At 70.1% G+C, this 24,058-nt stretch carries 24 protein-coding genes; 9 read left to right on the top strand and 15 right to left on the bottom strand.

Translation table 11 applies throughout. The features are described 5' to 3' along the window. Positions 1-100: 100 nt before the first annotated feature. Positions 101-1,003 (bottom strand): dihydrodipicolinate synthase family protein, encoded by a 903-nt coding sequence (locus tag ACFW16_RS33380; protein ID WP_380313391.1) that lies wholly within the window; start codon positions 1,001-1,003, stop codon positions 101-103. Positions 1,004-1,009: 6 nt separating this feature from the next. Next, positions 1,010-1,690: a GntR family transcriptional regulator gene (locus ACFW16_RS33375; RefSeq protein ID WP_380313390.1), complete on the bottom strand. Its 681-nt coding sequence runs from the start codon at positions 1,688-1,690 to the stop codon at positions 1,010-1,012. A 167-nt stretch (positions 1,691-1,857) separates the two neighbouring features. Between ACFW16_RS33375 and ACFW16_RS33370 the strand changes: the two genes are divergently transcribed. The 6 genes from ACFW16_RS33370 to ACFW16_RS33345 are packed head-to-tail and all read left to right on the top strand — an operon-like array spanning position 1,858 to position 8,268. Continuing rightward, positions 1,858-3,066, top strand: coding sequence for a mandelate racemase/muconate lactonizing enzyme family protein (locus ACFW16_RS33370; RefSeq protein WP_034830985.1), 1,209 nt, complete (start codon positions 1,858-1,860; stop codon positions 3,064-3,066). Positions 3,067-3,110: 44 nt separating this feature from the next. Beyond that, positions 3,111-4,694, top strand: a complete 1,584-nt coding sequence (locus ACFW16_RS33365) for an ABC transporter substrate-binding protein (RefSeq protein WP_380313389.1) — start codon at positions 3,111-3,113, stop codon at positions 4,692-4,694. 7 nt (positions 4,695-4,701) lie between these two features. Beyond that, positions 4,702-5,748 carry an ABC transporter permease gene (locus ACFW16_RS33360; protein WP_380313388.1) on the top strand — a complete coding sequence of 349 codons (1,047 nt, stop codon included), beginning with the start codon at positions 4,702-4,704 and terminating at the stop codon, positions 5,746-5,748. Further along, on the top strand, positions 5,745-6,668 hold the full coding sequence (gene nikC / locus ACFW16_RS33355) for a nickel transporter permease (protein ID WP_380313387.1): 924 nt from the start codon (positions 5,745-5,747) through the stop codon (positions 6,666-6,668). The genes ACFW16_RS33360 and nikC overlap by 4 nt, the downstream gene beginning before the upstream one ends. Beyond that, entirely contained in the window at positions 6,665-7,519 is an 855-nt protein-coding gene (locus ACFW16_RS33350; protein ID WP_380313386.1) for an ABC transporter ATP-binding protein, read from the top strand. Before nikC ends, ACFW16_RS33350 begins: the two co-directional genes overlap by 4 nt. Next, positions 7,516-8,268 carry an ABC transporter ATP-binding protein gene (locus ACFW16_RS33345; RefSeq protein ID WP_380313385.1) on the top strand — a complete coding sequence of 251 codons (753 nt, stop codon included), beginning with the start codon at positions 7,516-7,518 and terminating at the stop codon, positions 8,266-8,268. The genes ACFW16_RS33350 and ACFW16_RS33345 overlap by 4 nt, the downstream gene beginning before the upstream one ends. A gap of 150 nt (positions 8,269-8,418) precedes the next feature. Here ACFW16_RS33345 and ACFW16_RS33340 read toward each other — a convergent pair whose 3' ends face one another. From ACFW16_RS33340 to ACFW16_RS33320, 5 genes are all read right to left on the bottom strand, one after another. Further along, positions 8,419-9,180 carry an ABC transporter ATP-binding protein gene (locus ACFW16_RS33340; protein ID WP_380313384.1) on the bottom strand — a complete coding sequence of 254 codons (762 nt, stop codon included), beginning with the start codon at positions 9,178-9,180 and terminating at the stop codon, positions 8,419-8,421. Then, on the bottom strand, positions 9,177-10,043 hold the full coding sequence (locus ACFW16_RS33335) for an ABC transporter ATP-binding protein (RefSeq protein ID WP_380313383.1): 867 nt from the start codon (positions 10,041-10,043) through the stop codon (positions 9,177-9,179). Before ACFW16_RS33335 ends, ACFW16_RS33340 begins: the two co-directional genes overlap by 4 nt. Then, positions 10,033-10,926, bottom strand: a complete 894-nt coding sequence (locus ACFW16_RS33330) for an ABC transporter permease (RefSeq protein WP_380313382.1) — start codon at positions 10,924-10,926, stop codon at positions 10,033-10,035. The genes ACFW16_RS33335 and ACFW16_RS33330 overlap by 11 nt, the downstream gene beginning before the upstream one ends. Then, entirely contained in the window at positions 10,926-11,951 is a 1,026-nt protein-coding gene (locus ACFW16_RS33325; protein WP_380313380.1) for an ABC transporter permease, read from the bottom strand. The genes ACFW16_RS33330 and ACFW16_RS33325 overlap by 1 nt, the downstream gene beginning before the upstream one ends. A 296-nt stretch (positions 11,952-12,247) precedes the next feature. Continuing rightward, complete coding sequence (locus ACFW16_RS33320; RefSeq protein ID WP_380313379.1) at positions 12,248-13,840, bottom strand: ABC transporter substrate-binding protein; 1,593 nt, start codon at positions 13,838-13,840, stop codon at positions 12,248-12,250. A gap of 144 nt (positions 13,841-13,984) precedes the next feature. Here ACFW16_RS33320 and ACFW16_RS33315 point away from each other — a divergent pair, with 144 nt between their 5' ends. The 3 genes from ACFW16_RS33315 (at position 13,985) to kdgD (ending at position 16,746) form a co-directional block, all read left to right on the top strand. Further along, positions 13,985-14,725 (top strand): FadR/GntR family transcriptional regulator, encoded by a 741-nt coding sequence (locus ACFW16_RS33315; RefSeq protein WP_380313378.1) that lies wholly within the window; start codon positions 13,985-13,987, stop codon positions 14,723-14,725. An 87-nt stretch (positions 14,726-14,812) separates the two neighbouring features. Further along, a complete protein-coding gene (locus tag ACFW16_RS33310; protein ID WP_380313377.1) occupies positions 14,813-15,808 on the top strand; it encodes a mannonate dehydratase in 996 nt (331 codons plus the stop codon). 20 nt (positions 15,809-15,828) lie between these two features. Beyond that, positions 15,829-16,746, top strand: a complete 918-nt coding sequence (gene kdgD / locus ACFW16_RS33305; protein WP_380313376.1) for a 5-dehydro-4-deoxyglucarate dehydratase — start codon at positions 15,829-15,831, stop codon at positions 16,744-16,746. Positions 16,747-16,871: 125 nt separating this feature from the next. Here the strand turns inward: kdgD and ACFW16_RS33300 are convergent, their stop codons facing one another. From ACFW16_RS33300 to ACFW16_RS33265, 8 genes are all read right to left on the bottom strand, one after another. Beyond that, a complete protein-coding gene (locus tag ACFW16_RS33300; protein ID WP_380313375.1) occupies positions 16,872-17,624 on the bottom strand; it encodes a class I SAM-dependent methyltransferase in 753 nt (250 codons plus the stop codon). 208 nt (positions 17,625-17,832) lie between these two features. Next, positions 17,833-18,750, bottom strand: a complete 918-nt coding sequence (locus ACFW16_RS33295) for a LysR family transcriptional regulator (RefSeq protein WP_380313374.1) — start codon at positions 18,748-18,750, stop codon at positions 17,833-17,835. A 79-nt stretch (positions 18,751-18,829) separates the two neighbouring features. Further along, entirely contained in the window at positions 18,830-19,495 is a 666-nt protein-coding gene (locus ACFW16_RS33290; protein WP_380313373.1) for an RraA family protein, read from the bottom strand. Positions 19,496-19,503: 8 nt separating this feature from the next. Further along, positions 19,504-20,328, bottom strand: a complete 825-nt coding sequence (locus ACFW16_RS33285) for a carbon-nitrogen hydrolase family protein (protein ID WP_380313372.1) — start codon at positions 20,326-20,328, stop codon at positions 19,504-19,506. Between the two features lie 27 nt (positions 20,329-20,355). After that, positions 20,356-21,090, bottom strand: a complete 735-nt coding sequence (locus tag ACFW16_RS33280; RefSeq protein ID WP_380313371.1) for an aldolase/citrate lyase family protein — start codon at positions 21,088-21,090, stop codon at positions 20,356-20,358. Positions 21,091-21,125: 35 nt separating this feature from the next. Continuing rightward, positions 21,126-21,917 carry an ABC transporter permease gene (locus tag ACFW16_RS33275; RefSeq protein ID WP_380313370.1) on the bottom strand — a complete coding sequence of 264 codons (792 nt, stop codon included), beginning with the start codon at positions 21,915-21,917 and terminating at the stop codon, positions 21,126-21,128. 14 nt (positions 21,918-21,931) lie between these two features. Further along, positions 21,932-22,819, bottom strand: a complete 888-nt coding sequence (locus ACFW16_RS33270) for an ABC transporter permease (protein WP_380313369.1) — start codon at positions 22,817-22,819, stop codon at positions 21,932-21,934. A gap of 3 nt (positions 22,820-22,822) precedes the next feature. Next, positions 22,823-23,947, bottom strand: coding sequence for an ABC transporter ATP-binding protein (locus ACFW16_RS33265; protein ID WP_380313368.1), 1,125 nt, complete (start codon positions 23,945-23,947; stop codon positions 22,823-22,825). Between the last annotated feature and the right edge of the window lie 111 nt (positions 23,948-24,058).

The following is a 24,058-nucleotide window of genomic DNA, read 5'->3' as shown; positions in this document are numbered from 1 at the left end:
GAACCCCCTCCCCCTATCCCCCTCCCGCGAGGGGAGGGGGGACTCAAAAAGAGCGATGTGTGAATGCCGCGATGGGAAGGTGAGGGGGAGTCGAGCCGCCTCAGAGCCTCCAGCGCGACACCTCGCGTTCGAGCGTCTCCCGATCCGCAGGGTCGAGGGCCGGCAGGCCCGGCAGACGCACCGCGCCGGCGGGGAAGCCGAGCAGGCCCAGCGCCTCCTTGACCACGGTGACGTTGGCGCCGTTGCCGTAGCGGGTGCGCAGGGTCTCGAAGCGGGCGATCTCGCTGACCAGGGCACGGGCCTTGGCATAGTCACCCGACTCCAGCGCCGCATGGATCGCCAGCGACCGGGCCGGATCGACATTGACCAGGCCGGAGGTGAAGCCGCGGGCGCCGAGGGCGTAGAAGGGCGCCGCCCAGCCCTCGGCCAGGCCGCAGACCCAAACGGCGGTGCCTTCGTCGCTCGACCGCACGCATTCGGCCAGCAGCATCAGGTTGGTGGTGGCGAATTTGACGCCGACGACATTGGGGTGGTTGGCAACCGAGAGCAGGTCGGCCAGGCCCATGGCGTCGGACCGGACATAGGCGACCAGCGGCAGGTCGACCGCATCCGCGATCGCCCGGAAATAGGCGGCCTGCGCCTGCGGCGCGGCGAAGGGGTCGAGCGGCTGGTGCGACATGATCGCGTTTGCCCCGGCCTCCTTGGCCCGCCGGCCCAGCGCGATCGCCTCGGTCAGCGACCGGCCGACGGCGGCGACGACGTTGCTGCGGCCCCGGGCGGCGGCCACGGCGGTGTCGTGCACCAGCCGCACCTCGTCCGGCGACAGGGCATAGAACTCGCCGGTGTTGCCGGCGGCGACGACGTTGGGGATGCCGCCGGCGACGATGCGCTCGACGATGCGGCCGGTGAGATCCGCGTCGACGCCGCCCTCGGCCGCATAGGCGGTCGCATGCACGCCCGAGATGCCGCACAGCGCGCGCCGCAGGCCGTTCTGGTTGTCCATTCTCAGCTACTCCTTCCGGCGCGCGAACGCCGTCTGCACATGTTGCCGGCCCGACCGCACGATGTGGTCGCGCATCGCCCGTTCGGCCGCGTCGGGGTCCCGCGCCTCGAGGGCCGCGAGGATGCTCAGATGCTCGCCCAGGGCGCGCTCGCGCTCCTCCTGGTCGCCGAGCAGGAAGCGGCGGGCGGCCTTGTCGTAGACCAGCTGCCCGGCCAGCAGGCGCTGCAGGTAGCGGCAGCCCGAGGCGGCGTGGATGGTCTCGTGGAAGGTCTCGTTCAGCGTGATCAGCCGGCGCACAACGCCCGCCGCCGTGGCCTGGCGCATGCTCTCGCCGACCGCGCGCAGCTCGCCGATCTCCTGATCCGTGATCCGCGTGGCCGCCTGGCGCGCGATCATGCTCTCCAGCGCCGCGCGCGCCAGCGCCATCTCCTCGGCCTGGGCGGCGTCGAAGGTGATGCGGATGCCGCGGCGCGGCTCGGTCCGCACCAGCCCTTCCAGCTCCAGCCGGCGCAGCGCCTCCTTCACCGGCGTGGTGCTGACGCCCAGCTCCGCCGCCGCCTGCCGTTCGTTCAGCAGCGACCCGGTCGGCAGCTGGCCGGAGATGATGGCCTGGCGAAGCTGCTCGTGAACGTGGTCGCGCAGCCCCTTCAGCATGTTCGGATCGAGCGATGGCAGGGGGCGGTGCACGCGGTCCTCTCGTTGCATCCGGCGGCTTCCGGCGCCGGCGATTTCTTGAGACTTGATATATCAGGTCTCATGAGGTTAAGTCTAGCCGTGAGGCGCGGCCGGAGCCCGGCGGCCGGCATTCCGTCCTTTCGGGACGGCCATCGACAGGGGCGGGGAGGAGTGGCGGCGTGAAGATCGACCGTCTGCGGACCTACATGACGCGCGACAAGGACCGCCCGCGTCTGCTCGTGGCCATCGACACCGATGACGGCCTCACCGGCTGGGGCGAGTGCTACAATCACGGGCCCGACCGGGCGCTGGCGCCGCTGCTGGAGTACCTGTTCACCTTCCTGCAAGGGCAGGACCCGCGCCGCATCGAGTACATCGTCCAGTACCTGATGCAGCAGACGCGCTTCCCGCCCGGCGCGCTGACGCTGGCGGCGATCTCGGCGATCGACCACTGCCTGTGGGACATCTCGGCCAAGGCGCTCGGCGTCCCGGTCTACATGCTGCTCGGCGGCAACGCCCGCGACCGCGTGCGGGTCTATGCCGGCGTCTACACCGCCCCCGACGCGCCGGCCGCGCGCGAGGAATTCGACCGGCTGAACGAGAATTGGGGCCTGACCGCTTTCAAGCTCAGCCCCTACCGCATCAACATCTACGAGAACCGCTGGGGCGAGGTGGTGCGCACCAGCGCCGACTATTTCCGCTCGCTGCGGGAGACGGTGCGCAGCGACTACGAGATCGCCTTCGACGCCCATGCCCGCATCTTCGAGCCGCACCAGGCGGTGCAGCTCGGCAACGCGCTCGCCCCCTACGACCCGCTGTTCTTCGAGGAGCCGATCCGGCCCGAGAATGTCGAGGTCTGGGGCGACATCAAGCGGCAGATGGCCTGCACCCTGGCGACCGGCGAGTCGCTGTACAGCCGCTTCGAATTCCTGCGCCTCCTCTCCCATCGCGGGGCGGACATCATCCAGCCCGACATCTGCGTCGTCGGCGGCCTGCTGGAGATGCGCAAGATCGCGGCGATCGCCGAAGCGCATTACGTCACCGTCGCGCCGCACAACCCGATGGGGCCGCTGGCCACGGCGGTGAACCTGCATTTCTCCGCCGCCCAGCCGAATTTCCGCATCCTCGAATACCGGCTGCCGCACGGCCCGAACTACACGTTCCAAGCCGGGGGCGAGGCGAGCGGCGGCGGGGCGAAGGCCGATGCCTCGGCCGGCGCCTGGTACGTCAAGGACCCGTATCTCCCGCGCGAGGGATATCTCGAGCTGCGCCCCGACCGGCCGGGCTGGGGCGTCGAGATCGACGAGGAGGTGCTGAAGACCGACGGCTACATCCACTGGGAGCGGCGCGTCGGCCGCCGCCCCGACGGATCGAGCGCGTTTCCGTAAGCAAGCAAGAACAGCGGGCATTCGCCCAACAGGGGAGGACGAGAATGAGACTGTCCCTACTGGCCGCGACCGCGGCCCTGGCGCTCGCCTTCGGCGTGTCCGGCGCCCAGGCGGCGTCGCCGGCCAATGCGCTGGTCATCGGCACGCAGCTCAGCGCCGTGCCCTCGCTCGACCCGGCGGCGATCAACGCGCGCACGGTCTCCGAGATCATCTCGAACCTCTACGACAACCTCGTGATGGTGACGCCTGACGACCTCCAGACGATCCGGCCGATGCTGGCCGAGAGCTGGACCGTCTCCGACGACAAGCGCGCCATCACCATGACGCTGCGCCAGGGCGCAACCTTCTCCTCCGGCAATCCGGTGACGGCGGAGGACGCGGCCTGGACCATCCAGCGCGTGGTCAAGATGGGGCAGGTCGGATCGACCGACATCGCCCTCTGGGGCTTCACCAAGGACAATGTCGACCAGCTGGTCCAGGCCAAGGACGAGCGGACGCTCGTCATCAGCCTGCCGCAGCCGGTGTCGACCGACCTTGTTCTCTATTCGCTGGCCGGCGCCTCGCTCGGCATCATCGACAAGAAGACGGCGCTGCAGCACGAGCAGAACGGCGACCTGGCCCAGAACTGGCTGAAGGCCAACAGCGCCGGCAGCGGCCCCTACAAGCTGACGACGTGGCGGCCGAACGACATCCTGCTGTGCGACGCGCGGGCGGACTATTGGGGCGGCGCGCCGGCGATGAAGCGCGTGGTCATGCGGCACGTGCCGGAGTCGGGCAACCTGCGGCTGCAGGTCGAGGCCGGCGACATCGATATCGGCCAGTACATGGCCAACAGCGACATCGAGGCGCTGAAGGCCAAGGGCGCGACGGTCGATCCCGGGCCGGGCCTGGGCTTCTACTACATCGCCATGAACACGCAGGACCCGGACCTGGCCAAGCCGAAAGTGCGCGAGGCCTTCCAGCACATCCTCGACTGGAAGCCGCTGGCCGAGACCACGATGAACTTCAACGGCTTCCCCTGGCAGTCGATCATCCCGAGGGGGATGCCCGGCGCCCCGACGGGCGAGCCGACCGGCTATGAATACAACCCCGAGCTGGCCAAGAAGCTGCTGGCCGAGGCCGGCTATCCGGAAGGGCTGAAGAAGACGCTGTACCCGTCGGGCGACGCGCTCCTGAAGATGGCGGTGGCGCTGCAGGCCAGCGCCAAGAAGGCCGGGGTCGAGTTCGAGGTGGTGCCGGGCGAGCACACGCCGGATTTCCGCGCCCGCCGCTATCAGGTGCTGGTCGGCAATTCCGGCACGCGGCTGCCCGACCCGTTCGGCACGCTGGTGCAATACGCCTACAACCCGGACAACCGGGACGAGGCGAAGCTCGGCGGCTATTACCTGTGGCGCACGGCGCTGGACGCACCGGAGCTAACCCAGCTGGTCACCCAGTCGAAGAGCGAGACCGATCCGGCCAAGCGGGCGCAGCTGTTCACCGAGATCGACCGGAAGTTCAAGGAGATGGTGCCGTCGCTGGTGATCGTGCTGCAGCGCACCGACCCCTATGTCATCCGCCAGGGGATCACCGGCTATGCCGGCAACCCGACCTGGTCGACGCGCTGGCACGACGTCAAGAAGAACTGAGGCGCCGATGACGACGGTCGACACCTTCAACCGGCCCGCGCGCTTCCTGCGCGCGCGGCGCCTGTCGGGCCGCACCCTGTCGGTCGTCGTCACCTTGGTCGGGCTGATGCTGCTGACCTTCTCCATGGGGCGCCTCCTGCCGGCCGACCCGGTGCTGGCGGTGACGGGGTCGGAGGTCGACAAGGCGACCTATGACTGGGTCTACCAGGAGCTCGGCCTCGACCAGCCGGTGTGGCGGCAGTTCCTGTCCTATGTCGGCCGGGTGGCGACCGGCGACATGGGCCGGTCGCTGACCACCGGCCAGCCGGTCTCGGCCGACCTGCTCAGCGTCTTCCCGGCGACGATCGAGCTCGCCCTCGTCGCCATCCTCTGCGGCACGCTGGTCGGGGTGCCGCTCGGCGTCGTCGCCGCGGTCAACCGCGGCAAACCCATTGATCATGTGGCGCGGGTGATCGGCCTGGCCGGCCATTCCGTGCCGATCTTCTGGCTCGGCCTGATCGCGCTGATCGTGTTCTACGCCAAGCTGCAATGGGTCGCGGCCTCCGGTCGGATCGACATCCTGAACGAGGGGCTGGTGCCGCCGATCACCGGGCTCCTGCTGCTCGACACGGCGCTGCAGGGCGAATGGGACGTGTTCCGTGACGCGCTCGACCACATCATCCTGCCCGGCGCGATCCTCGGCTACTACTCGGTCGCCTATATCAGCCGCATGACCCGCAGCTTCATGCTGGAGCAGCTGGGCCAGGAATACATCGTCTCCGCCCGGGCCAAGGGCGTGTCGCGGCGGCGGATGATCTGGGCCCACGCCTTCAAGAACATCCGCGTCCAGCTCCTCACCGTCCTCGCGCTCACCTTCGGCGGGCTGCTCGACGGCGCGGTGCTGATCGAGACGGTGTTCGGCTGGCCCGGCCTCGGCCAGTACCTCACCCGGGGGCTGAAGATGAACGACATGAACGTGGTGATGGGCGCGGTGCTGCTGATCGGCGTCGTCTTCCTCGCCATCAACATCATCTCCGACCGCCTCTACCGCATCCTGGACCCGCGCACCCGATGACCGCCACCCTCAGTGCCCCTCAAGGCGGGCTGCGCGCCTGGCTGAAGACGGACGCGCCGCGCACCGTCTTCCAGTCGGCGATGCAGCAGCTCTATCGCGGCTGGCGGCGCTTCGCCACGCATCCGCTCGGCCTCGCCGGCCTCGGCGTCATCCTGCTGCTGGTCGTCGCGGCCATCGCCGCGCCCTGGCTGACCTCCTACGACCCGATCGCGCAGGACATGGTGAACCGGCTGCAGCCGCCCTCGGCGGCGCACTGGTTCGGCACCGACGAGTTCGGGCGCGACGTCTTCGCCCGGGTCGTCTACGGCGCCCGGACGACGATCTACATCATCCTGCTGGTCACCGTCATCGTCGCCCCGATCGGCCTCCTGATCGGCGCCTGCGCCGGCTATCTCGGCGGCTGGGCGGACGAGGTGCTGATGCGGGTCACCGACATCTTCCTGTCCTTCCCCGGCCTGGTGCTGGCGCTGGGCTTCGCCGCGGCGCTCGGCCCCGGCATCACCAACGCCATCATCGCCATCGCCCTGACCGCCTGGCCGCCCATGGCGCGGCTGGCGCGGGCCGAGGCGCTGAGCCTGCGGAAGGCCGACTTCATCGCCGCGGTGCGGCTGCAAGGGGCGTCGAAGACCCGCATCATCACCCGCCACATCCTGCCGATGTGCCTGCCCTCGCTGGTCGTCCGCCTGACCCTGAACATGGCCGGCATCATCCTGACCGCCGCCGGTCTCGGCTTCCTCGGCCTCGGCGCGCAGCCGCCGCTGCCGGAATGGGGCGCCATGGTCTCCACCGGCCGCGAATTCATGATCGACTGCCCCTGGGTGATCACCGCGCCCGGCATCGCCATCGCCGTGGTCAGCCTGGCCTTCAACCTGGCCGGCGACGCGCTGCGCGACGTGCTCGACCCGAGGTCCGGCGAATGAGCAACCCCCTGATCGAGGTCCGCAATCTCGGCATCGCCTTCGGCCGCGGTGCCGCCGCCGTGCCGGTGGTGCGCGGCGTGTCCTTCACCCTCGGGCGCGAGAAGCTCGGCATCGTCGGCGAATCCGGGGCCGGCAAGTCGACCGTCGGCCGCGCCCTGATGCGGCTGCTGCCGCCGGGTGCCCGGGTCACGGCCGACCGCATGGCCTTCCGCGACACCGACCTGCTGGCGGCGAGCGAGCGGCAGATGATGGATCTGCGCGGCCGGCGCATGGGGCTGATCCTGCAGGACCCGAAATACTCGCTGAACCCGGTCGTACCGGTCGGCGAGCAGATCGCCGAGGCCTGGCGGCTGCACCACAAGGGACCGGCCCGCGAGGCGCGCGAGCGCACCCTGGCGATCCTGGAGGCGGTGAAGATCCGCGACCCCGCCCGCGTCGCGCGGCTCTACCCGCACGAGATCTCGGGCGGCATGGGCCAGCGCGTCATGATCGCGATGATGCTGATCGCCGGCCCGGACGTGGTTATCGCCGACGAGCCGACCTCGGCGCTCGACGTCACCGTGCGGCTCGAGGTGCTGCATCTGCTCGACGAGCTGATCGAGAGCCGCGGCCTCGGCCTGATCCTGATCAGCCACGACCTCAACCTGGTCCGCCGCTTCTGCGACCGGGTGGTGATCATGTATGCCGGACGGGTGATGGAGACGCTGCGCGCCGCCGACCTCGACCGGGCCGAGCATCCCTACACCCGCGGGCTGCTGGCCTCGCTGCCCTCGATCCACCGCGCCCAGGACCGGCTGCCGGTGCTGCGCCGCGACCCGGCCTGGCTCGCTGCGACAGGGAGTGCCCGATGATCGAGGTTCGCGATCTCGTCGTGCGCTTCGCCGCCGACGCCCCGCCGGCGGTGGCCGGCGTCTCCTTCGCCGTCGCGGCGGGCGAGACCTTCGGCCTGGTCGGCGAATCCGGCTGCGGCAAGTCGACGGTGCTGCGCGCCTTGGCCGGGTTGAACACCGACTATGGCGGGGAGGTGCTGCTCGACGGCGCCGCGCTGCCGCCGGACCGCCCGCGCGGCTTCTTCAAGCGCGTGCAGATGGTGTTCCAGGACCCCTACGGGTCGCTGCATCCGCGCCAGACCATCCAGGCCCAGCTGCTGGAGCCGCTGCGCAACCAGGGGATGGCCCCGCCCGCGGATGCCGTCGGCGCGGCGCTGGACTCGGTCGGGCTGCCCCGTACGGCAGCCTTCCGCTATCCGCACCAGCTCTCCGGCGGCCAGCGCCAGCGCGTGGCGATCGCCCGCGCCCTGATGCTGCAGCCGGAGGTGCTGCTGCTGGACGAGCCGACCTCCGCCCTCGACGTCTCGGTGCAGGCCGAGATCCTGAACCTGCTGATGGACCTGCGGGCGCAGCGGGGCCTGACCTACATCCTGGTCAGCCACGACCTCGCCGTGGTCGCCCATATGTGCCATCGCATCGCGGTGATGCAGGGCGGCCGCATCGTCGACGGCTTCGACGCGGCCACGCTGCGCGCCGGCACGCCCGCGCACCCCTACACGCAGGAGCTGCTGGCGGCCAGCGAGGCTTATGGCGAGGCGCCAGCCGCCTGAGAGACCGCATGGAAATGCTACTGGCGCGGCCGTCTGACGGCGGTTTCTCCGCTTCCGGTACTCACGGACTATAACGTCCGCTGCGCGCCGGTTCTCGAAACCACCGCCAGCCGACTCACGCCAGCGCATTTCCAAACGGTCTCTGACCAGTCACAGGAAGCTGTTCGCGATCAGCTCGCGCGTGTAGGGCGCCTCGACGCTGCGGGCGCGCAGCGCGTCGGCCGGCAGCTCCTCGACCACCGCGCCGTCCTTCATCACCAGCACCCGGTCGCACATCTGGCCGACCACGGCGAGGTCATGGCTGACGAAGACATAGGTCAGCCGGTGCTCCTCGCGCAGGGCCATCAGCAGGTTCAGCACCTCCGCCTGGACCGACACGTCGAGGGCGGAGGTCGGTTCGTCCAGCAGCACGATCGGCGGCCGCAGGGCCAGCGCCCGGGCGATGGCGACGCGCTGGCGCTGGCCGCCCGACAGCTGGTGCGGATAGCGGTCGGCGAAGCGCGCCGGCAGGCCCACCCGCGCCAGGGCGCCGGACACATGGTCCCACGGGTCGGGCAGGCCCATGGCGATCAGCGGCTCGGCCAAAGCGCGGCCGATGCTGTGCCGCGGATGCAGCGACCCGTAGGGGTCCTGGAACACCATCTGCACCCGGGCCAGCTCGTCGCGGCCGCGCTTCGGACCGACCGGCTTCCCGGCCAGCTCGATCCGGCCGGTCCAGCGCTGTTCCAGCCCGGCGAGGGAGCGCAGCACCGTCGACTTGCCGCAGCCGGATTCGCCGACGATGCCCAGCGCGCCGCCGGGCTCGACCGCGAAGGAGACGCCCTTCACCGCATGCGCCGTGCCGCGGCGGGACTGGAAGCGGACGTCGAGATCCGCGACCCGGACCATCGCGTCGGAGTAGGGCGCGGTCATCGGGCGGCCTCCTCGAAGGCGGCGAGGCGGGCCCGGTCGATCACCGGCAGCCGCTTCGGGCGCGGGCCGTCGAAGCCGGGCATCGAGGCGATCAGGCCCCGCGTGTAGGGATGCGCGGCCTCGTCGAGCGAGCGCAGCTCCTCGACCACGCGGCCGGCATACATCACCAGGATACGGTCGCAGAACCGCGCCACCATGCGGATGTCGTGGCTGATCAGGATCAGGCCGGAGCCGTTCTCCCGCACCAGCCCGTCCAGCAGGGTCAGCACGTCCTGGCGCACGCTGACGTCCAGCGCCGAGGTCGGCTCGTCGGCGATCACCAGCTTCGGCTTGTTCAGCAGCATCATGGCGATCATCGCGCGCTGGCCCATGCCGCCCGAGATCTCGTGCGGGTACAGCGCCATGGTCCGCTCCGGATCGCGGATCCGGACATGGCCCAGCATCTCCAGCGCCGCCTTGCGCGCCGCCCGCGACCCCAGCTTCAGATGAACCCGCGCGGATTCCGCGATCTGCGCCCCGATCGGCTTCACCGGGTTCAGCGAATAGCGCGGGTCCTGCAGGATCAGGGCCATGTCGCGGCCGCGGATCCGGGTCAGCTCGCGCTCGGACAGGGACAGGAGGTCGCGGCCGGCGAAGCGCAGGGCGTCGGCCTGTACCTGCGCGCCCTTGGGCTGCAGCCGCATGATGGCGCGCCCGGCCGTCGACTTGCCGGAGCCGGATTCGCCGACGATCCCCAGCCGCTCGCGGCCCAGCGAGAAGCCGACGTCGCGGACCGCCCGGGTGGCATAGGCGCCGTGGCCGAAGGTGACGGACAGGTTGTCGACCTGCAGCATCGGCCCGTCGTTCAGAGCATCAGCGGGCATGGCGGGGATCCAGCACGTCGCGCAGGGCGTCGCCCAGCAGGTTGAAGGCCAGGCTGGTCGCCAGGATCGCCAGGCCGGGCATCACCGAGACCCACCAGGCGTCGAGCATGAACTTGCGGCCGCTGGAGATCATCGCCCCCCATTCCGGCGCCGGCGGCTGGGCGCCGAGGCCGAGGAAGCCGAGGCCCGCCGCGGTCAGGATCACGCCGGCCATCGACAGGGTCAGGCGGACGATCACCGACGGGATGCACATCGGCATCACATAGAGGCCGATCAGGCGCAGATGCGAGGCGCCGTAGAGGCGGGCCGCGGCGATGTACTCGGCCTGCCGCACCACCAGGGTCTCCGCCCGTGCCAGCCGGGCGATCGACGGCCAGGCGGTCAGCGAGATGGCGACGATAGCGGTGCCGAGCCCGGCGCCGAGCGCCGCGGCGAAGGCCAGCGCCAGCACCAGCGAGGGGAAGGACAGGACGATATCGGTGGCCCGCATCAGCACGGCGTCGACCCGCCCGCCGCAATAGCCGGCGACGACGCCGATCAGGAGGCCGATCGGCCCGATGATCAGCGTCACCGTGCCGACGATCTGCAGCGTGATCCGGCTGCCCCAGACCAGCCGGCTGAAGATGTCGCGGCCGAGCTCGTCGGTGCCGGCGAGATGCACCCAGTCCGGCCGCTGCAGCACGTTGTTCAGGTTCTGCACCGTCGGATCGTAGGGCGCGATCCAGGGCGCCAGGATCGCGACCACGACCAGCAGGCCGATCACGGCCAGCCCGGCCATGCCCAGCTTCTCGCGCCGGAAGCGCCGGATCTGGGCCGACCAGGCGCCGCCGGCCGCCGGTTCCGCCGCGGCCGGTGCCATCGGCTGTTCCGCCTGCATCGACATCAGCGGGCCTCCCGTGTGCGGGGGTCGAGCGCCAGGTAGGCGGCGTCGGCGAAGAGGTTGAGGATCATGAAGATCAGGCCGATCAGAAGGGTGCAGGCCAGGATGGCGTTCATGTCGCCGATCATCAGCGCATTGGTCATGTACTGGCCGATGCCGGGCCAGGAGAACACGATCTCCACCAGCACCGCCCCCTCCAGCAGATGGCCGTAGGAGATCGCCAGGATGGTGACCAGCTGCACCGCGATGTTCGGCAGGATGTGGCCCCAGACCACGGCCGGCAGCCGCAGGCCCTTGGCCCGGGCGGCGATGATGTAGTCCTGGCCCAGCTGCTCCAGCGTGAAGCTGCGGGTCATGCGGACGATATAGGCCATCGCGGCATAGGCCAGGATGCCGGCCGGCAGGATCAGGTGGCTGAGCGCGTTCCAGAAGATCTCGTTCTCGCCGGCCAGCAGGCTGTCGATCAGGATGGCGCCGGTGCGCGGCTCGACGATGCCCTCGTAGAACACGTCGATCCGGCCCGGCCCGCCGACCCATTGCAGCCCGGCATAGAACACGATCAGCCCGACGATGCCGAACCAGAACACCGGCAGGGAATGGCCCAGCAAGGCCACCACCCGGGCGATCTGGTCCAGGAGCGTGTCACGGTACAGCGCCGCCAGCAGGCCCAGCGGCACACCGACGACGACGCTGAGAATGATGGCCAGCGTCGCCAGCTCCAGCGTCGCCGGGAAGGCGGCGGCGAGGTCCGACACGACCGGGTTGCCGGTCAGCACCGCGGTGCCCAGGTCGCCGTGCAGCAGGTTCGTCAGATAGACCCAGAACTGCTGCGGGATCGGCAGGTCGAGGCCCATCTTGGCCCGCATCGCCGCATAGGCCTGCGGGTCCGCCAGCTCGCCGACGATGGCGCCCACCGGATCGGACGGCATCAGCCGCCCGATCACGAAGGTGAGGCACAAGAGGACGAAAAGACTGAGCGCCAGGCCGAAGACGCGGCGCAGCAGCTTGAGCGGCAGGTCGCGGTTCATATCAGCCCTCGTCGGTAGCCCGCATTTCTCACCCTCGTTGTGCCCTGCGCCATCGCCACAGGCCGGCAGGGCAGGAGAGCGGCGCCGCGCGATGTGGTACATCGCGCAAGCCGTTCGACGCACCCTGCCGGCCTGTGGCGATGGCCCGAAGGGTCGTCTTGCGGCGGCCGCCTGCGGGCGCGGGCCGCTCGACCGTATGGCCCGATACGCTCTTCGCGGCCCGCGCCCTCATTCGACTCACCGCAAGGCGACGCAGGGCGCAAGGAGGGTGAGAAATGCGGGCTTGGACGCATGGGTCACTCGGCCTTCTTCTTGACGATATCCAGCCGGACGCCGCGGAACCCCTGGCCGACGAAGTCCTCGACATCGGCCGACACCACCACCGGCGCGAACCGCTCGAACATCGGCAGGATGGCCGGGCCGCTGGCCAGGAACTGCTTCTGGATCTCGGTGTAGAGGATCTCGCGCTTGGCGCGGTCCTCCTCGCCGCGGGCCTCGACCGTCAGCTTGGTCAGCTCCGGGATGTCCCAGGCGGAGCGCCAGGTGAAGTAGCCGGAATTGCCGTTCGGGCCGTTGTCCGGATTGTAGGTGAAGTTCTGCAGCGATCCGATCGGGTCGGCCATGTTGCCGCCGCCGGTCAGCGGCATCAGCAGGTCGAACTCCCGGCCGCGATGGGCGGCGATGATCTGGCTGCCGTTGCCCTGCTCGATCGAGACCTTGATGCCGATCTGGGCCAGCGAGGCCTGGATGGCGGTGGCCAGGTCGACGCGCGGGGTCTCGGCGATCGTCTTCAGGGTCAGCGGGAAGCCGTCCGGGAACCCTGCCTTGGCCAGCAACTCCTTGGCCTTGGCGACGTCCAGCGTATAGCCGGGATCGGGCAGGGCGGTCGGATAGTTCTCCGGCACCGGCACCTGGCGGACGCGGCCGTAGGGGCCCATGATCGTCTTCTGCATGCCGGCATAGTCCAGGCCCCAGGCGATGGCGCGGCGGACATCCGGGTTGGCCAGGTACTGGTTCTTCGTGTTCATCGCCAGCACGTAGAAGCCGCCGGTCGGCACCCGCTGGGTGACGAAGCCGGGCTTGCCGTCGAAGGCGGTGATGTCGGAGGCGGCGAGCGCGGTCGCCACGTCGATGTCGCCGCGCTCCAGCAGCAGGCGCTGCACCTGGCTTTCCGCGACATGGCGCAGCACCACCCGCTTCATCGCCGGCGCGCCGCCCCAGAAGGCGTCGTTGCGGTCCATCAGGATGATCTCGTTCGGCGACCAGCGGCGCAGCACGAACGGGCCGGACCCGGCCGAGTTGGCACGCAGCCAACCGTTGCCGAAGTCGTTGTTGGCCTCGTGCTTGGTGGCCTCGACCTTGTCGATCACGGCGCCGTTGTTGCCCGACAGGGCGAACAGCACGAACTCGGCGATCGTGCCTTCCGGCAGCTTCAGGCGGAAGGTCTTCGGGTCGATCACCTCGAGGAAGCTGTCGATGTTGGTCTCGTCATAGCCGTAGGGCTTCCATAGCGATGCGGCGGCCTGGTTCAGCTTCAGCATCCGCCGCAGCGACCAAGCCGCGTCCTCGGCCGTCACCGGGTTGCCGGAAGCGAACTTGGCGTCGCGCAGATGGAAGACGATCGACCGGCCGTCGACCTCCCAGCTCTCGGCCAGCTGCGGCACCAGCTTGGTCGGGTCGTTCGGGTCGGTCGAGACCAGCCGGTCGTAGATGTTGGAGGTGATCATCCAGGAACCCGACTCGGTGGCCTGTCCGGGGTCCAGTGACAGCACCTGCGCCAGCGACGCGCCGATCACCAGCTGGTCTGCCGGCGTCTTGGCCTCGGCGGAACCAAGGGCCGGCGCCAGCGCGACGGCCAGGGCCAGCAGCCTTCTACTCCACTTTCCCATAGTCCGGGCCTCCCTAAGTTTATATGATGTCTGTTGTCTGACGACTATCATTGCCGATCTTGACTTCGCAAGTGTCAAATGTGTGACTGCCGTTGACGAACGGGCGGAGGGCACGCCCCCACGAAGAAGCCATCAGGAGGAGCGGTGCCGAACCCAACCGAAACCGAAGCTGGGCCGCCGCGGCGCCGCGAGAGGCTGGCCGTCGCGGTTGCCGAGGCTTTGCGCCAGCGGATCGCCAACGGCGCGCTGCCGGTCGGCGCCAGGCTGCCGACCGAGCAGCGCCTGATCGACGAGTTCAATGTCAGCCGCACCGTGGTGCGCGAGGCGATCGCCGAGCTGCGGGCCAAGGGGCTGGTCGAGCCGCGCCAGGGGGTCGGTGTGTTCGTGATGCCCGGGGCGGAGCCCGAGCCAGGCCTGCTGTCCGGCGATTTCACCCGGCTGTCGGAGGTGCTGGAGCTGCTGGAGTTCCGCATGGGCGTGGAGATCGAGGCGGCGGGCCTGGCGGCGATGCGCCGGTCGTCGCGGCAGGAGGCCGAGATCCTGCTGGCGCATGACCGCATGATCGCCGCCGTCGATATCGGCGGCAGCGCCGTCGACGCCGATTTCGGGCTGCATCTGGCGATCGCCGCGGCCACCAACAACCACTTCTACAGCGATGTCCTGACCTATCTCGGCCGCCGCACCATCCCGCGCAGCCGGCTGGGCGAATCGGCCGAGGCGACGACCAGCTACCTGCGCAAGGTGATCGTCGAGCATGCCCGGATCATCGAGGCGATAGAGCGCCAGGACCCGGACGGAGCCCGCCTGGCGATGCGCCATCACCTGACCGAGAGCCAGCGCCGCTACCGCGCCCTGGGCGGGCTGCCGGCCGGCGCCGAATCCTGACCGGTGGCGTCGCGTTCCGGCTTGTCATCAGTCATATGATGTCATATTAGCTCAGCCAACCAAGCCGATCGCAGGGAGGGTGTGGGCATGTATCTCGGAACGCAGAACGGGGTGCGCGACGACGACGACCTCAGGGTCATGGCGCAGCTCGGCGTCCGCCACCTCAACGACAATCCGCCCGGCAATCCGCACGACTGGTCGCTGGACGTGCTGCTGCGTCACCGTGAGAAGATCGAGAGCTTCGGCCTGGTGCTCGACATGGTGCAGCTGCCGCTCGGCTCCCGCCCGATCGAGCAGTCGGACAGCCCCGACATCCTGTCGGCCGGCCCGGACCGCGACCGCCAGATCGATTCGATCTGCCGGCTGATCGAGAACCTGGCGCGGGCCGGCATCCCGGCCGCCAAGTACAATCTCAACATCATCGGCATCCCGCGCACGCCGGACGAGCCGGGCCGCGGCGGGTCGATGAACGCCTCCTTCCGCTGGGACAAGGCCGACCACGACGCGCCGCCGACCCTGGTCGGCACCCTGTCCGAGGACGAGAACTGGGAGCGCATCGACTATTTCCTCGAGCGTGTGATCCCGGTCGCCGAGGCGAACAGGATCCGGCTGGCCTGTCATCCGCACGACCCCTACACCCCGCCCGGCTATCGCGGCGTCACCCGGGTGCTGGGCACGGTCGAGGGGCTGAAGACGTTCGTGCAGATGCGCGAGAGCCCCTATCACGGCCTGAACTTCTGCCAGGGCACGGTCGGCGAGATGCTGGACGACCCGAGGAACGAGATCGACGACGTGATCCGCTGGTTCGGCAGCCGGGGCAAGATCTTCAACGTCCATTTCCGCAACATCCGCGGCCGCAAGCTTTCCTTCATGGAGACGTTCCCGGAGGAAGGCGACATGGACATGTGGCGGTCGATGAAGCTCTACGCCGAACTGGGCTACCCCTACATGGTGATGCCCGACCACGTGCCGACCATCAGCGGCCGCGATCCGGAAGGCGTCGCCTTCGCCTTCGTCTACGGCTACATCGCCGCCCAGCTCGAGGCGGTGGGCCAGCTCTACCCGGGGTCCGTGACCCGCTGATCCGATCAAACGAGGCCATCATGGATCCCCAGCAGCTCAAAGGGGCCCTGTCCGCCGGGCTCCTGTCCTTCCCCGTGACCCATTTCGACGCCGGGCACGGCTTCGACCGCGCCGGCTACGAGGCGCATGTCGGCTGGCTCGGCGGCTTCGGCGCCGCGGTGCTGTTCGCCGCCGGCGGCACCGGCGAGTTCTTCTCGCTGACCCCGGCCGAGGTGCCGCAGGTGGTGCGCGCGGCGAAGGCCGCCGCCGGGGTCACGCCGATCGTCTCCGGCTGCGGCTACGGCACCCATATCGCGGTCGAGATCGCCCGCGGCGCCGAGGCGGCTGGGGCCGACGGCATCCTGCTGCTGCCGCCCTATCTGATGACGGCGGAGCAGGCGGGGCTGTACGCCCATGTCAAGGCGGTGTGCGACGCGGTCGGCATCGGCGTCATCGTCTACAACCGCGACAATGCGGTGCTGCAGGCCGACACCATCGCCCGGCTGTGCGACGCCTGCCCGAACCTGGTCGGCTTCAAGGACGGCCACGGCCAGGTCGACCTGGTGCTGGAGATCACCCGCCGGATGGGCGGCCGCCTGGCCTATATCGGCGGCATGCCGACGCATGAGGTGTTCGCCGCGCCCTATTTCAGCGCCGGCGTGACCACCTATTCCTCGGCGGTGTTCAACTTCGTGCCGGAGCTGGCGCAGCGCTTCTACCGGGCGCTGCGCGGCGGCGACACGGCGACGACCGACGCGCTGCTGCGCGACTTCTACTATCCGCTGCTGGCGATCCGGAACCGCGGCAAGGGCTATGCGGTGTCGATCATCAAGGCCGGGCTGGCCGCGGTCGGCCGCCCCGCCGGCCCGGTGCGCCCGCCATTGACCGACCTGAAGCCGGAGGAGATGGCGCAGCTGCGCGACCTGCTGGCCCGGCACGAGGCCCTGGCCCCGGCCTGACGCGAAAGGCCTATTTCTCCGCGACGACCGTCTCCCCCGCCCATCCGTCGGGCGGGGGGCTGGCGCTCGTGCTGATGGCGACGTTTCGGTCAACAGCATTCGCCTGAGAGGGGGGTTGAGCCGCCTCAGCTCCGCAGCAGCCGCCCGAGCGGGATGTGGTCGCGGGAAGCCGGCGTCCAGGGTGCGCCCGTCCAGTCGCCCAGCCAGGTGTCGACCGCCAGCCCGGCTTGGCCGATCAGGGCCTCGAGCTGCGGGCGAGGCGGAAAGGCGATGCGCGAGCGCGAGGACAGCAGGCGGCCGTCGGCGACGATGCGGTAATAGGTGCCGTAGGTCACGACGCCCGTGGCCGGGTTGTGCTCGACGTCGTTCCAGGCGTCCACGGCGCCGAAGCGGGGATGATCGATCCGGTGGGCCGATGTCTCCGGCGTCCACTCCCGCCATTCCTCGACCGCCGGGTTGCGGCTGTCGAAGATGAACCGGCCGGTCGGCGCCAGATGCGCCGCGATGGTGCGCAAGGCCGCCAGCTGGTCCTCCGGCGTCAGGAACACCTGGAAGGCATGGCCGGTCAGCACCACCAGGTCGAAGCGACGGCCCAGCCGGACGCTGCGGCCGTCGCCCCGGACCCAGGTCACCCGGTCGCCGCCGGGGCGCGCCCGGGCGATGTCCAGCATGGCGCCGGCGGGGTCGACGCCGAACACCGCGCGCTCCGCCTCGGCCGCCAGCGCCGCGGCCAGCCAGCCGGTGCCGCAGCCGAGGTCGAGAACGGACGCGCATCCCTCGGCCAGCGACCGGCAGCAATCCTGGTCCGCGGACCAGACGTTCTCGACATCGTAGAAATCGGCCAGGTCCGGATCCTGGTAGAGACGATCCTGTTCCATGAGGTCCAGCCCTCCGCCGCCGAGACCGCCGACCGTACCGGGATTCGGGCTGGGGCGGGAGCGTTCAGAGACCGTTTGGAAATGCGCTGGTGTGAGTCGGCTGGCGGTGGTTTCGAGAACCGGAGCGCAGCGCACATTGGTGCGTGAGCACCGGAAGCTTCGAGTCCGCCGTCAGACGGCCGCACCAGTAGCATTTCCAAGCGGTTTCTCAGCCCTGATGCGCGAGCGAGGCGTCGTAGAGGCAGCAGAAGGCGGCGGCCGCGTCGCGGGCGATGGCGGCGACCAGCGACGGCAGGCGCGACATCGGCGGGTCGAGATGGACCGCGGCGTAGCGGGTGGCGGGGAAGGGCGGATGCACCCGGAGGACATGCAGGATGCCCTCGCGCAGCTCGCGCTGGATCACCACCGGCGGCAGCACGGCGATGCCGATCCCGGCGATGGTCATGCTGACCGTGGTCGACAGCGAGTTGGAGTAGTGCAGCACCGGGTCGCCGGCCCCGGCGAGATAGTCGAGCAGCCGGGCGTGGTTGTGGGCCCCGGGCTCGTAGGAGATGATGGCGTGGGCGGCGATGTCCTCCGGCCCCAGCGTCTCGTCGGCGGGCCGGGGCAGCAGGGTAGGGCCGGAGATCCAGAACATCCCGTAGGTGCACAGGTCGAGGATCTTGAAGCCGTCCGCCTCGTCCGGCCGGATGATCAACGCAACGTCGATCTCCCGGTCCGACAGCTTCTGCAGGATGGTGTGGGACGCGTCGGTGGTGACCGAGAAGCGGACGTTCGGGAACTGCCGGCGCAGCGTGCCGGCGATGTCGGGCAGCAGGGTCAGGGCCATGCTCGGCACCAGGCCGATGCGCACCGCGCCCTTGATCGCCGAGGTCGGGTCCAGGCTGCAGACCAGCTCGCGGTACCGCGCCACGATCTCCTGCGCGCCGTCGACGAAGGTCTGGCCCTCGGCGGTCAGGCGCACGTCGCGGGCGTCGCGCTCGAACAGCTTGAAGCCCAGCTCCTGCTCCATCGCCGCGACCCGGCTGGAGATCGCGGCCTGGGTGATGTTCAGGCGCTCGGCCGTGGCCCGGAAACTGCGCAGGCGCGACAGCCAGATCGCGGTCTCGAGGAAGCGTATGTTCATGGCGGGTCGGCGGCGCCCCGGTCAGGATCTGCAGGGACCCTGATTGAGGGCGCCGGCGAGCCCCGCGTAAAGCCCCGTGTCAGGCGGCGCCGCGGGCGAGCACCTTGCGGCTCGCCCCCGACACCTCGCCCAGCTTGGCGCCGTGCCTGACCGTCAGCTCGCGCTCGCGCCCCACCTCCTGCCGGCGCAGCGCCTCGCTTGCCACCGCCTCGACCTCCGCCCGCGGCAGCACCAGCACGCCGCTGTCGTCGGCCAGGATGGCGTCGCCGGGCATCACCACCACGCCGCCGCAGGCGACCGGGATGTTGAGGCCGCCGCCGAGGTCGTAGAGCCGGGTGGTGATCGGCGAGATGCCGCGGGCCCAGATCGGGAAGTCGGAGTCCTCGATCTCCGCCAGGTCGGTGCAGGGCCCGTCGACGATGCCGGCGGCCGCGCCCGCCGCCTTGGCCGCGACGGTGACGCCGCCGCCCCAGCAGGCATGACGATCGTCGCCGAGCCGGTCGACGACCAGGATGTCGCCCGGCCGCAGCAGGCCGGTCGCATGGTGCAGCAGGGTCGAATCCGGCCCCGGTATGGCGACCGTGACGGCGGTGCCGACCACCCGCTTGCCGCGCAGCAGCGGCTGGATGCCGTGATGCATGAAGCCGAACAGGCGCCAGTGCCCGACCGTGGCGGTCTCGACCCCGGACAGGAGGTCGAGATGGGCCTGCGGCACCGGTGCCGGCATGTCGTTGATCGTGTACATCGGCGTCCTCACGCGCAGGCCAGGCGGCGGTGGTCGTTCATCGGGATCGAGGTGCGCGCCCGCCGGATCTGCTCCGGGTCGACCCGCGCCGTGACGAAGCCGACCCCGTCCGAGGCACGGGCGACGACATGGCCCCAGGGGTCGCAGACCAGCGAATGGCCGTAGGTGTGCCGCTTCTCGCCGTTCGCGACATGGGCACCCCACTGGCCGCAGGCGGCGACATAGGCCTGGGTCTCGATCGCCCGGGCGCGGGCCAGCACCTCCCAATGGTCCTTGCCGGTCTGCAGGGTGAAGGCCGCGGGCAGCGCGATGACGTCGGCGCCCTGCTTCGCCAGGGCCAGGAACAGCTCGGCGAAGCGGATGTCGTAGCAGATGGCGCAGCCGACCTTCAGCCCTTCGAGGTCGTAGAGGACGACATCCTCGCCCGGCCGGACCGTCGCCGATTCCCGGTAGGCGGTGCCGTCCGGCGCGACGATGTCGAACAGGTGGATCTTGCGGTAGCGGGCGGCCTCGCGCCCGTCGCGGTCGAACACGACCGTGGTGTTGTAGATCCGGTTCTCGCCCGGGATGCGCTCCATCATGCTGCCGGCATGGACCCAGACGCGGTTGGCCTTGGCCACGCCCTGGGCCATGGCATAGGCGGCGCCGCCCGGCGCCGGCTCGGCCGCCGCCACCTTGTCGGCGGTGCTGCCGCCGTACAGCTCGAAATATTCCGGCAGCACCAGCAGGTCGGGATTGTCGGTCTGGATGGCTTGCTCCATCAGCACCTTGGTGTTGCCGAGATTCTCCGCCCGGTCGGTCTGCGGGTTGGTCTGGATCAGGCTGATCTTCATGGGTGGGCTCCGGAAAAGAAGGGTGAATCAGGCGAGCACGGCTTCGCGCTTCAGCGCGTCCAGGGTCCCGGCCAGGCCCTGGCGGACGACCATGGTCTGGGTCGCGACCACCAGCTGGGCGGCGCCCTCGGCCAGGGCGAATTCGCGCTCCGCCGCGGTCCAGGCCGGCATGATCCAGGGCTTGCCGGCGGCCCGCGCGGCGCGGGCGCAGCGGGCCAGGTCGGCGCGGTCGGCATCGCCGAAGGCATAGGCGCCGCGGCCGCGCGCCAGCGCCAGGTCGGACGGGCCGGGGAACAGCCCGTCGACCGTATCGAGACCCAGGATGCCCTCGACCTCGGCCAGGCTCTCGGCGGTCTCGATCATGGCGTAGCAGCGGGTGCGCCGGTTCTCCTCGTCGAAATAGCTGCTGCTGGGCCGGGCATATCCGGCCGGCCGGCCGCCGGAATAGCTGCGGATGCCGCGCATCGGGAATTTTGCCGCCGCGGTCACCGCCCTGGTGTGCTCGGTCCCGAGCAGATGCGGGATGATCACGCCGTCGGCGCCGAAGTCGAGCACCTGCTGGATCGCCTCGGTGGTCGGCGCCAGCACCTTGGCCAGGACCGAGATGCCTTTGGCCTTGGTGAAGGCCAGGAAGCGGTCGAGGTCCGGCAGGTCGAAGGTGCCGTGCTCGACATCGATGACGAGGGTGCGGAAGCCGCAGAGATGCGCCATCTCCACGTACGAGAAGTGCGGATGCGACATCCAGAGGGCGAGACGATCCATGCTTTCTGGGGACTCCATGGCAGCGGCGGCGCGGGTCACTTGCCCATCGCCTTCGACAGGCCGAGCGAGCGCTCGACCAGGGTGATGATGAGAAGGGTGGCGGCGACGAGGACGACCGAGACGGCGGCGATCATCGGGTCGGTCCGGCTCTCGACGTAGTTGAACATCGCCACCGGCAGGGTGGTGATGCCGGGGCCGGTGACGAACAGCGAGATCACCACCTCGTCGAAGGAGATCAGGAAGGCGAGCGCTGCGCTGGCGACCAGGCCCGGCATCATCAGCGGCAGCGTGACCCGGCGGAACACGGTGAGGGGCGGGGCGCCCAGCGTCGCGGCCGCGTCCTCCACCGCCGGCGGCAGGGTGGCCAGCGCCGTCGCCATGATCCGGATCACATAGGGGGTGGTGACGATCAGATGCGCCGCCACGAGCCCGGGATAGGTGCTGAGCAGGCGGAGGTCGACGAAGACCAGCAGGATCGCCAGCCCCAGCACGATCGAGGGCAGCAGCAGCGGCGCCGTGAACAGGCTCATCAGCGCCTCGCTGCCGCGGAACCGGAACCGCCGGATCGCGTAGGCGGCGGGGATGCCGGCCGCCAGCGACAGGGCGGTGACCAGCGCCGCGATGCCCAGGCTGACCCAGAAGGCCCGGATCATCACGGTGTTCTGCACCAGCGCCGCGTACCAGCGCGTGCCCCAGGCGGAGGGCGGGAAGGTGAGATAGGCGTCGTTGCTGAAGGACAGCGGCACGACGATCAGGATCGGCGCCAGCAGGAAGGCATAGAGCAGCAGCACCAGCAGCCTGAAGGGCAGAGTCGTGGTTCCGACCATGGCGGTTCCCTCCTTCAGTCGAAACGCCGGACGATGCGGGCATAGGCGGCGAGGGCGGCGCCGAAGATGATCAGCACGACCACCGAAATCGTCGCTGCCATCGGCCATTGCAGCTGGATCACCGCCTGGTCGTAGATCTCGGTCGCCAGCAGAAAGACCCGGCCGCCGCCCAGCAGCTTCGGTGTGATGAAGGAGCTGATGGCCAGCACGAAGCACAGCAGGCAGCCCAGCGCGATCCCGGGCAGGGTCAGCGGCAGCACGATGCGGCGGAACCGGGTGAAGGGGCCGGCGCCGAGCGAGGCCGCCGCCTCCTCATGGCTCGCCTCCAGCCGGCCGAACCCGGCCATCAGCGACAGCGCCATGTAGGGCATCAGGATCTCGACCAGGCCGATGAAGACGCCGGTCATGTTGTTGACCAGGCGCAGCGGCGCCAGGCCGAGCGACAGCAGCGCGCCGTTCACCAGCCCCTGGTCGCCCAGCAGCACCATCCAGCCATAGGTGCGGACCACGCTGCTGACCAGCAGCGGCGACACCGTGATCACGAACAGGATGTTGCGCCAATGCGCCGGTGCCCGGTGCAGGAACATCGCGATCGGATAGGCGCAGGCCAGCGTCGCCAGGGTCACGGCGAAGCTCATCGCCAGCGAGTTCGCGATCAGGCTGAGATTGAAGCTGTCGGTGAAGAAGCCGATGTAGTTGCGGAAGGAATAGACGTCGGTCAGGACGCCGCTGCTGCGGCTTTCCTGGAACGAGATCTGGGCCAGCCGCAGCACCGGGAAGACGAAGGCGACGAGGTTGATCAGCGCCATCGGCGCCAGCAGGGCGGCGGCGATCAGGGTGAAGCGGCCGCGGCGGGAGCGCGGCGTCGCGGCGGGGGCGAGGTCGGCGGAGACGGCGGTCATGGCTCAGCCCGGGAAGACCAGCATGTCGTCGGGCGACCATTCGCACATCAGCCGGTCGCCGGGCCGGTGGGCGGCCCCATGACCGGCGGTCGGCGCCTCGACCTTCAGGATGGGCCCGCCGATGTCGATGTCGTACTGCACCAGGTCGCCGATATAGGTGACGCGCAGCACCCGGCCGGGGGCGCCGTTGGTGGCGGTGCTCAGCAGGGCCTGGTCGCGATGCGGCGTCAGGCTGATGCGATGCGGCCGCACCGTGGCCCAGGCGGCGCCGGGCGACTGCTCGGTCGCGGCGCAGCGGTAGACCGCGCCGCCCAGCCGCAGCCGGCGGCGGTCCAAGAGCTCGCAGGGCAGGGTGTTGGTGCGGCCGACGAACTCGGCCACGAAGCGCGACGCCGGGCGCTCGTAGATGTCCTCCGGCGAGCCCAGCTGCGCCAGCCGGCCGCCCGACATGACGCCGACCACGTCGCACATGGTCAGCGCCTCGACCTGGTCGTGGGTGACGAAGACGGTGGTGATCGACAGCCGCTGCTGGATCTCGCGGATCTCGATCCGCATCTCGTCGCGCAGCTTGGCGTCCAGGTTGGACAAGGGCTCGTCCAGCAGCAGGATGCGGGGGCGGATCACCAGGGCCCGGGCCAGGGCGACGCGCTGCTGCTGGCCGCCCGACATCTCCTTCGGCTTGCGCGGGCCGTAGCCCGGCAGCCGCACCATCTCCAGCGCCTGCTCCACCCGCTCCCGCGCCTCGGCCTTGCCGACGCGCCGCATGTCCAGGCCGAAGGCGACGTTCTCGGCCACGGTCATGTGCGGGAACAGGGCGTAGTTCTGGAACACCAGCCCGATGTCGCGCCGGTGCGGCGGCCTTTGCGTGATGTCGTCGCCGGCCACCACGATCCGGCCCTCGGTCGCCGGCAGCAGCCCGGCGATCATGCGCAGCGCCGTGGTCTTGCCGCAGCCGGAGGGGCCGAGCAGGCCCAGCAGCTTGCCGCGGCTGACCTCGAGCCAGAGGTCGGAGACGGCGGTGAACCCGGCATAGCGCTTGGTGACGCCTTCGAGGCGCAGGAACCCGGCGGCGGGATCGGGCGCCGGCTCGGCACGGTCGAGGACGGGGGCAGTCAGCGTCGCCTGCATGGGAGACCTTTCAGAAGAGCTTGAGCCCGCTTCTTCCTTTGTCCCCCCTCCCCTTGCGGGAGGGGGGTAGGGGGAGGGGTCTGCGCGCGTCCGCGCGCGAATGGGCAAGGT

Source organism: Inquilinus sp. NPDC058860, assembly GCF_042743185.1.
Classification (GTDB): Bacteria; Pseudomonadota; Alphaproteobacteria; order DSM-16000; family Inquilinaceae; genus Inquilinus.
This window is presented reverse-complemented; position numbering and strand designations above follow the sequence as displayed.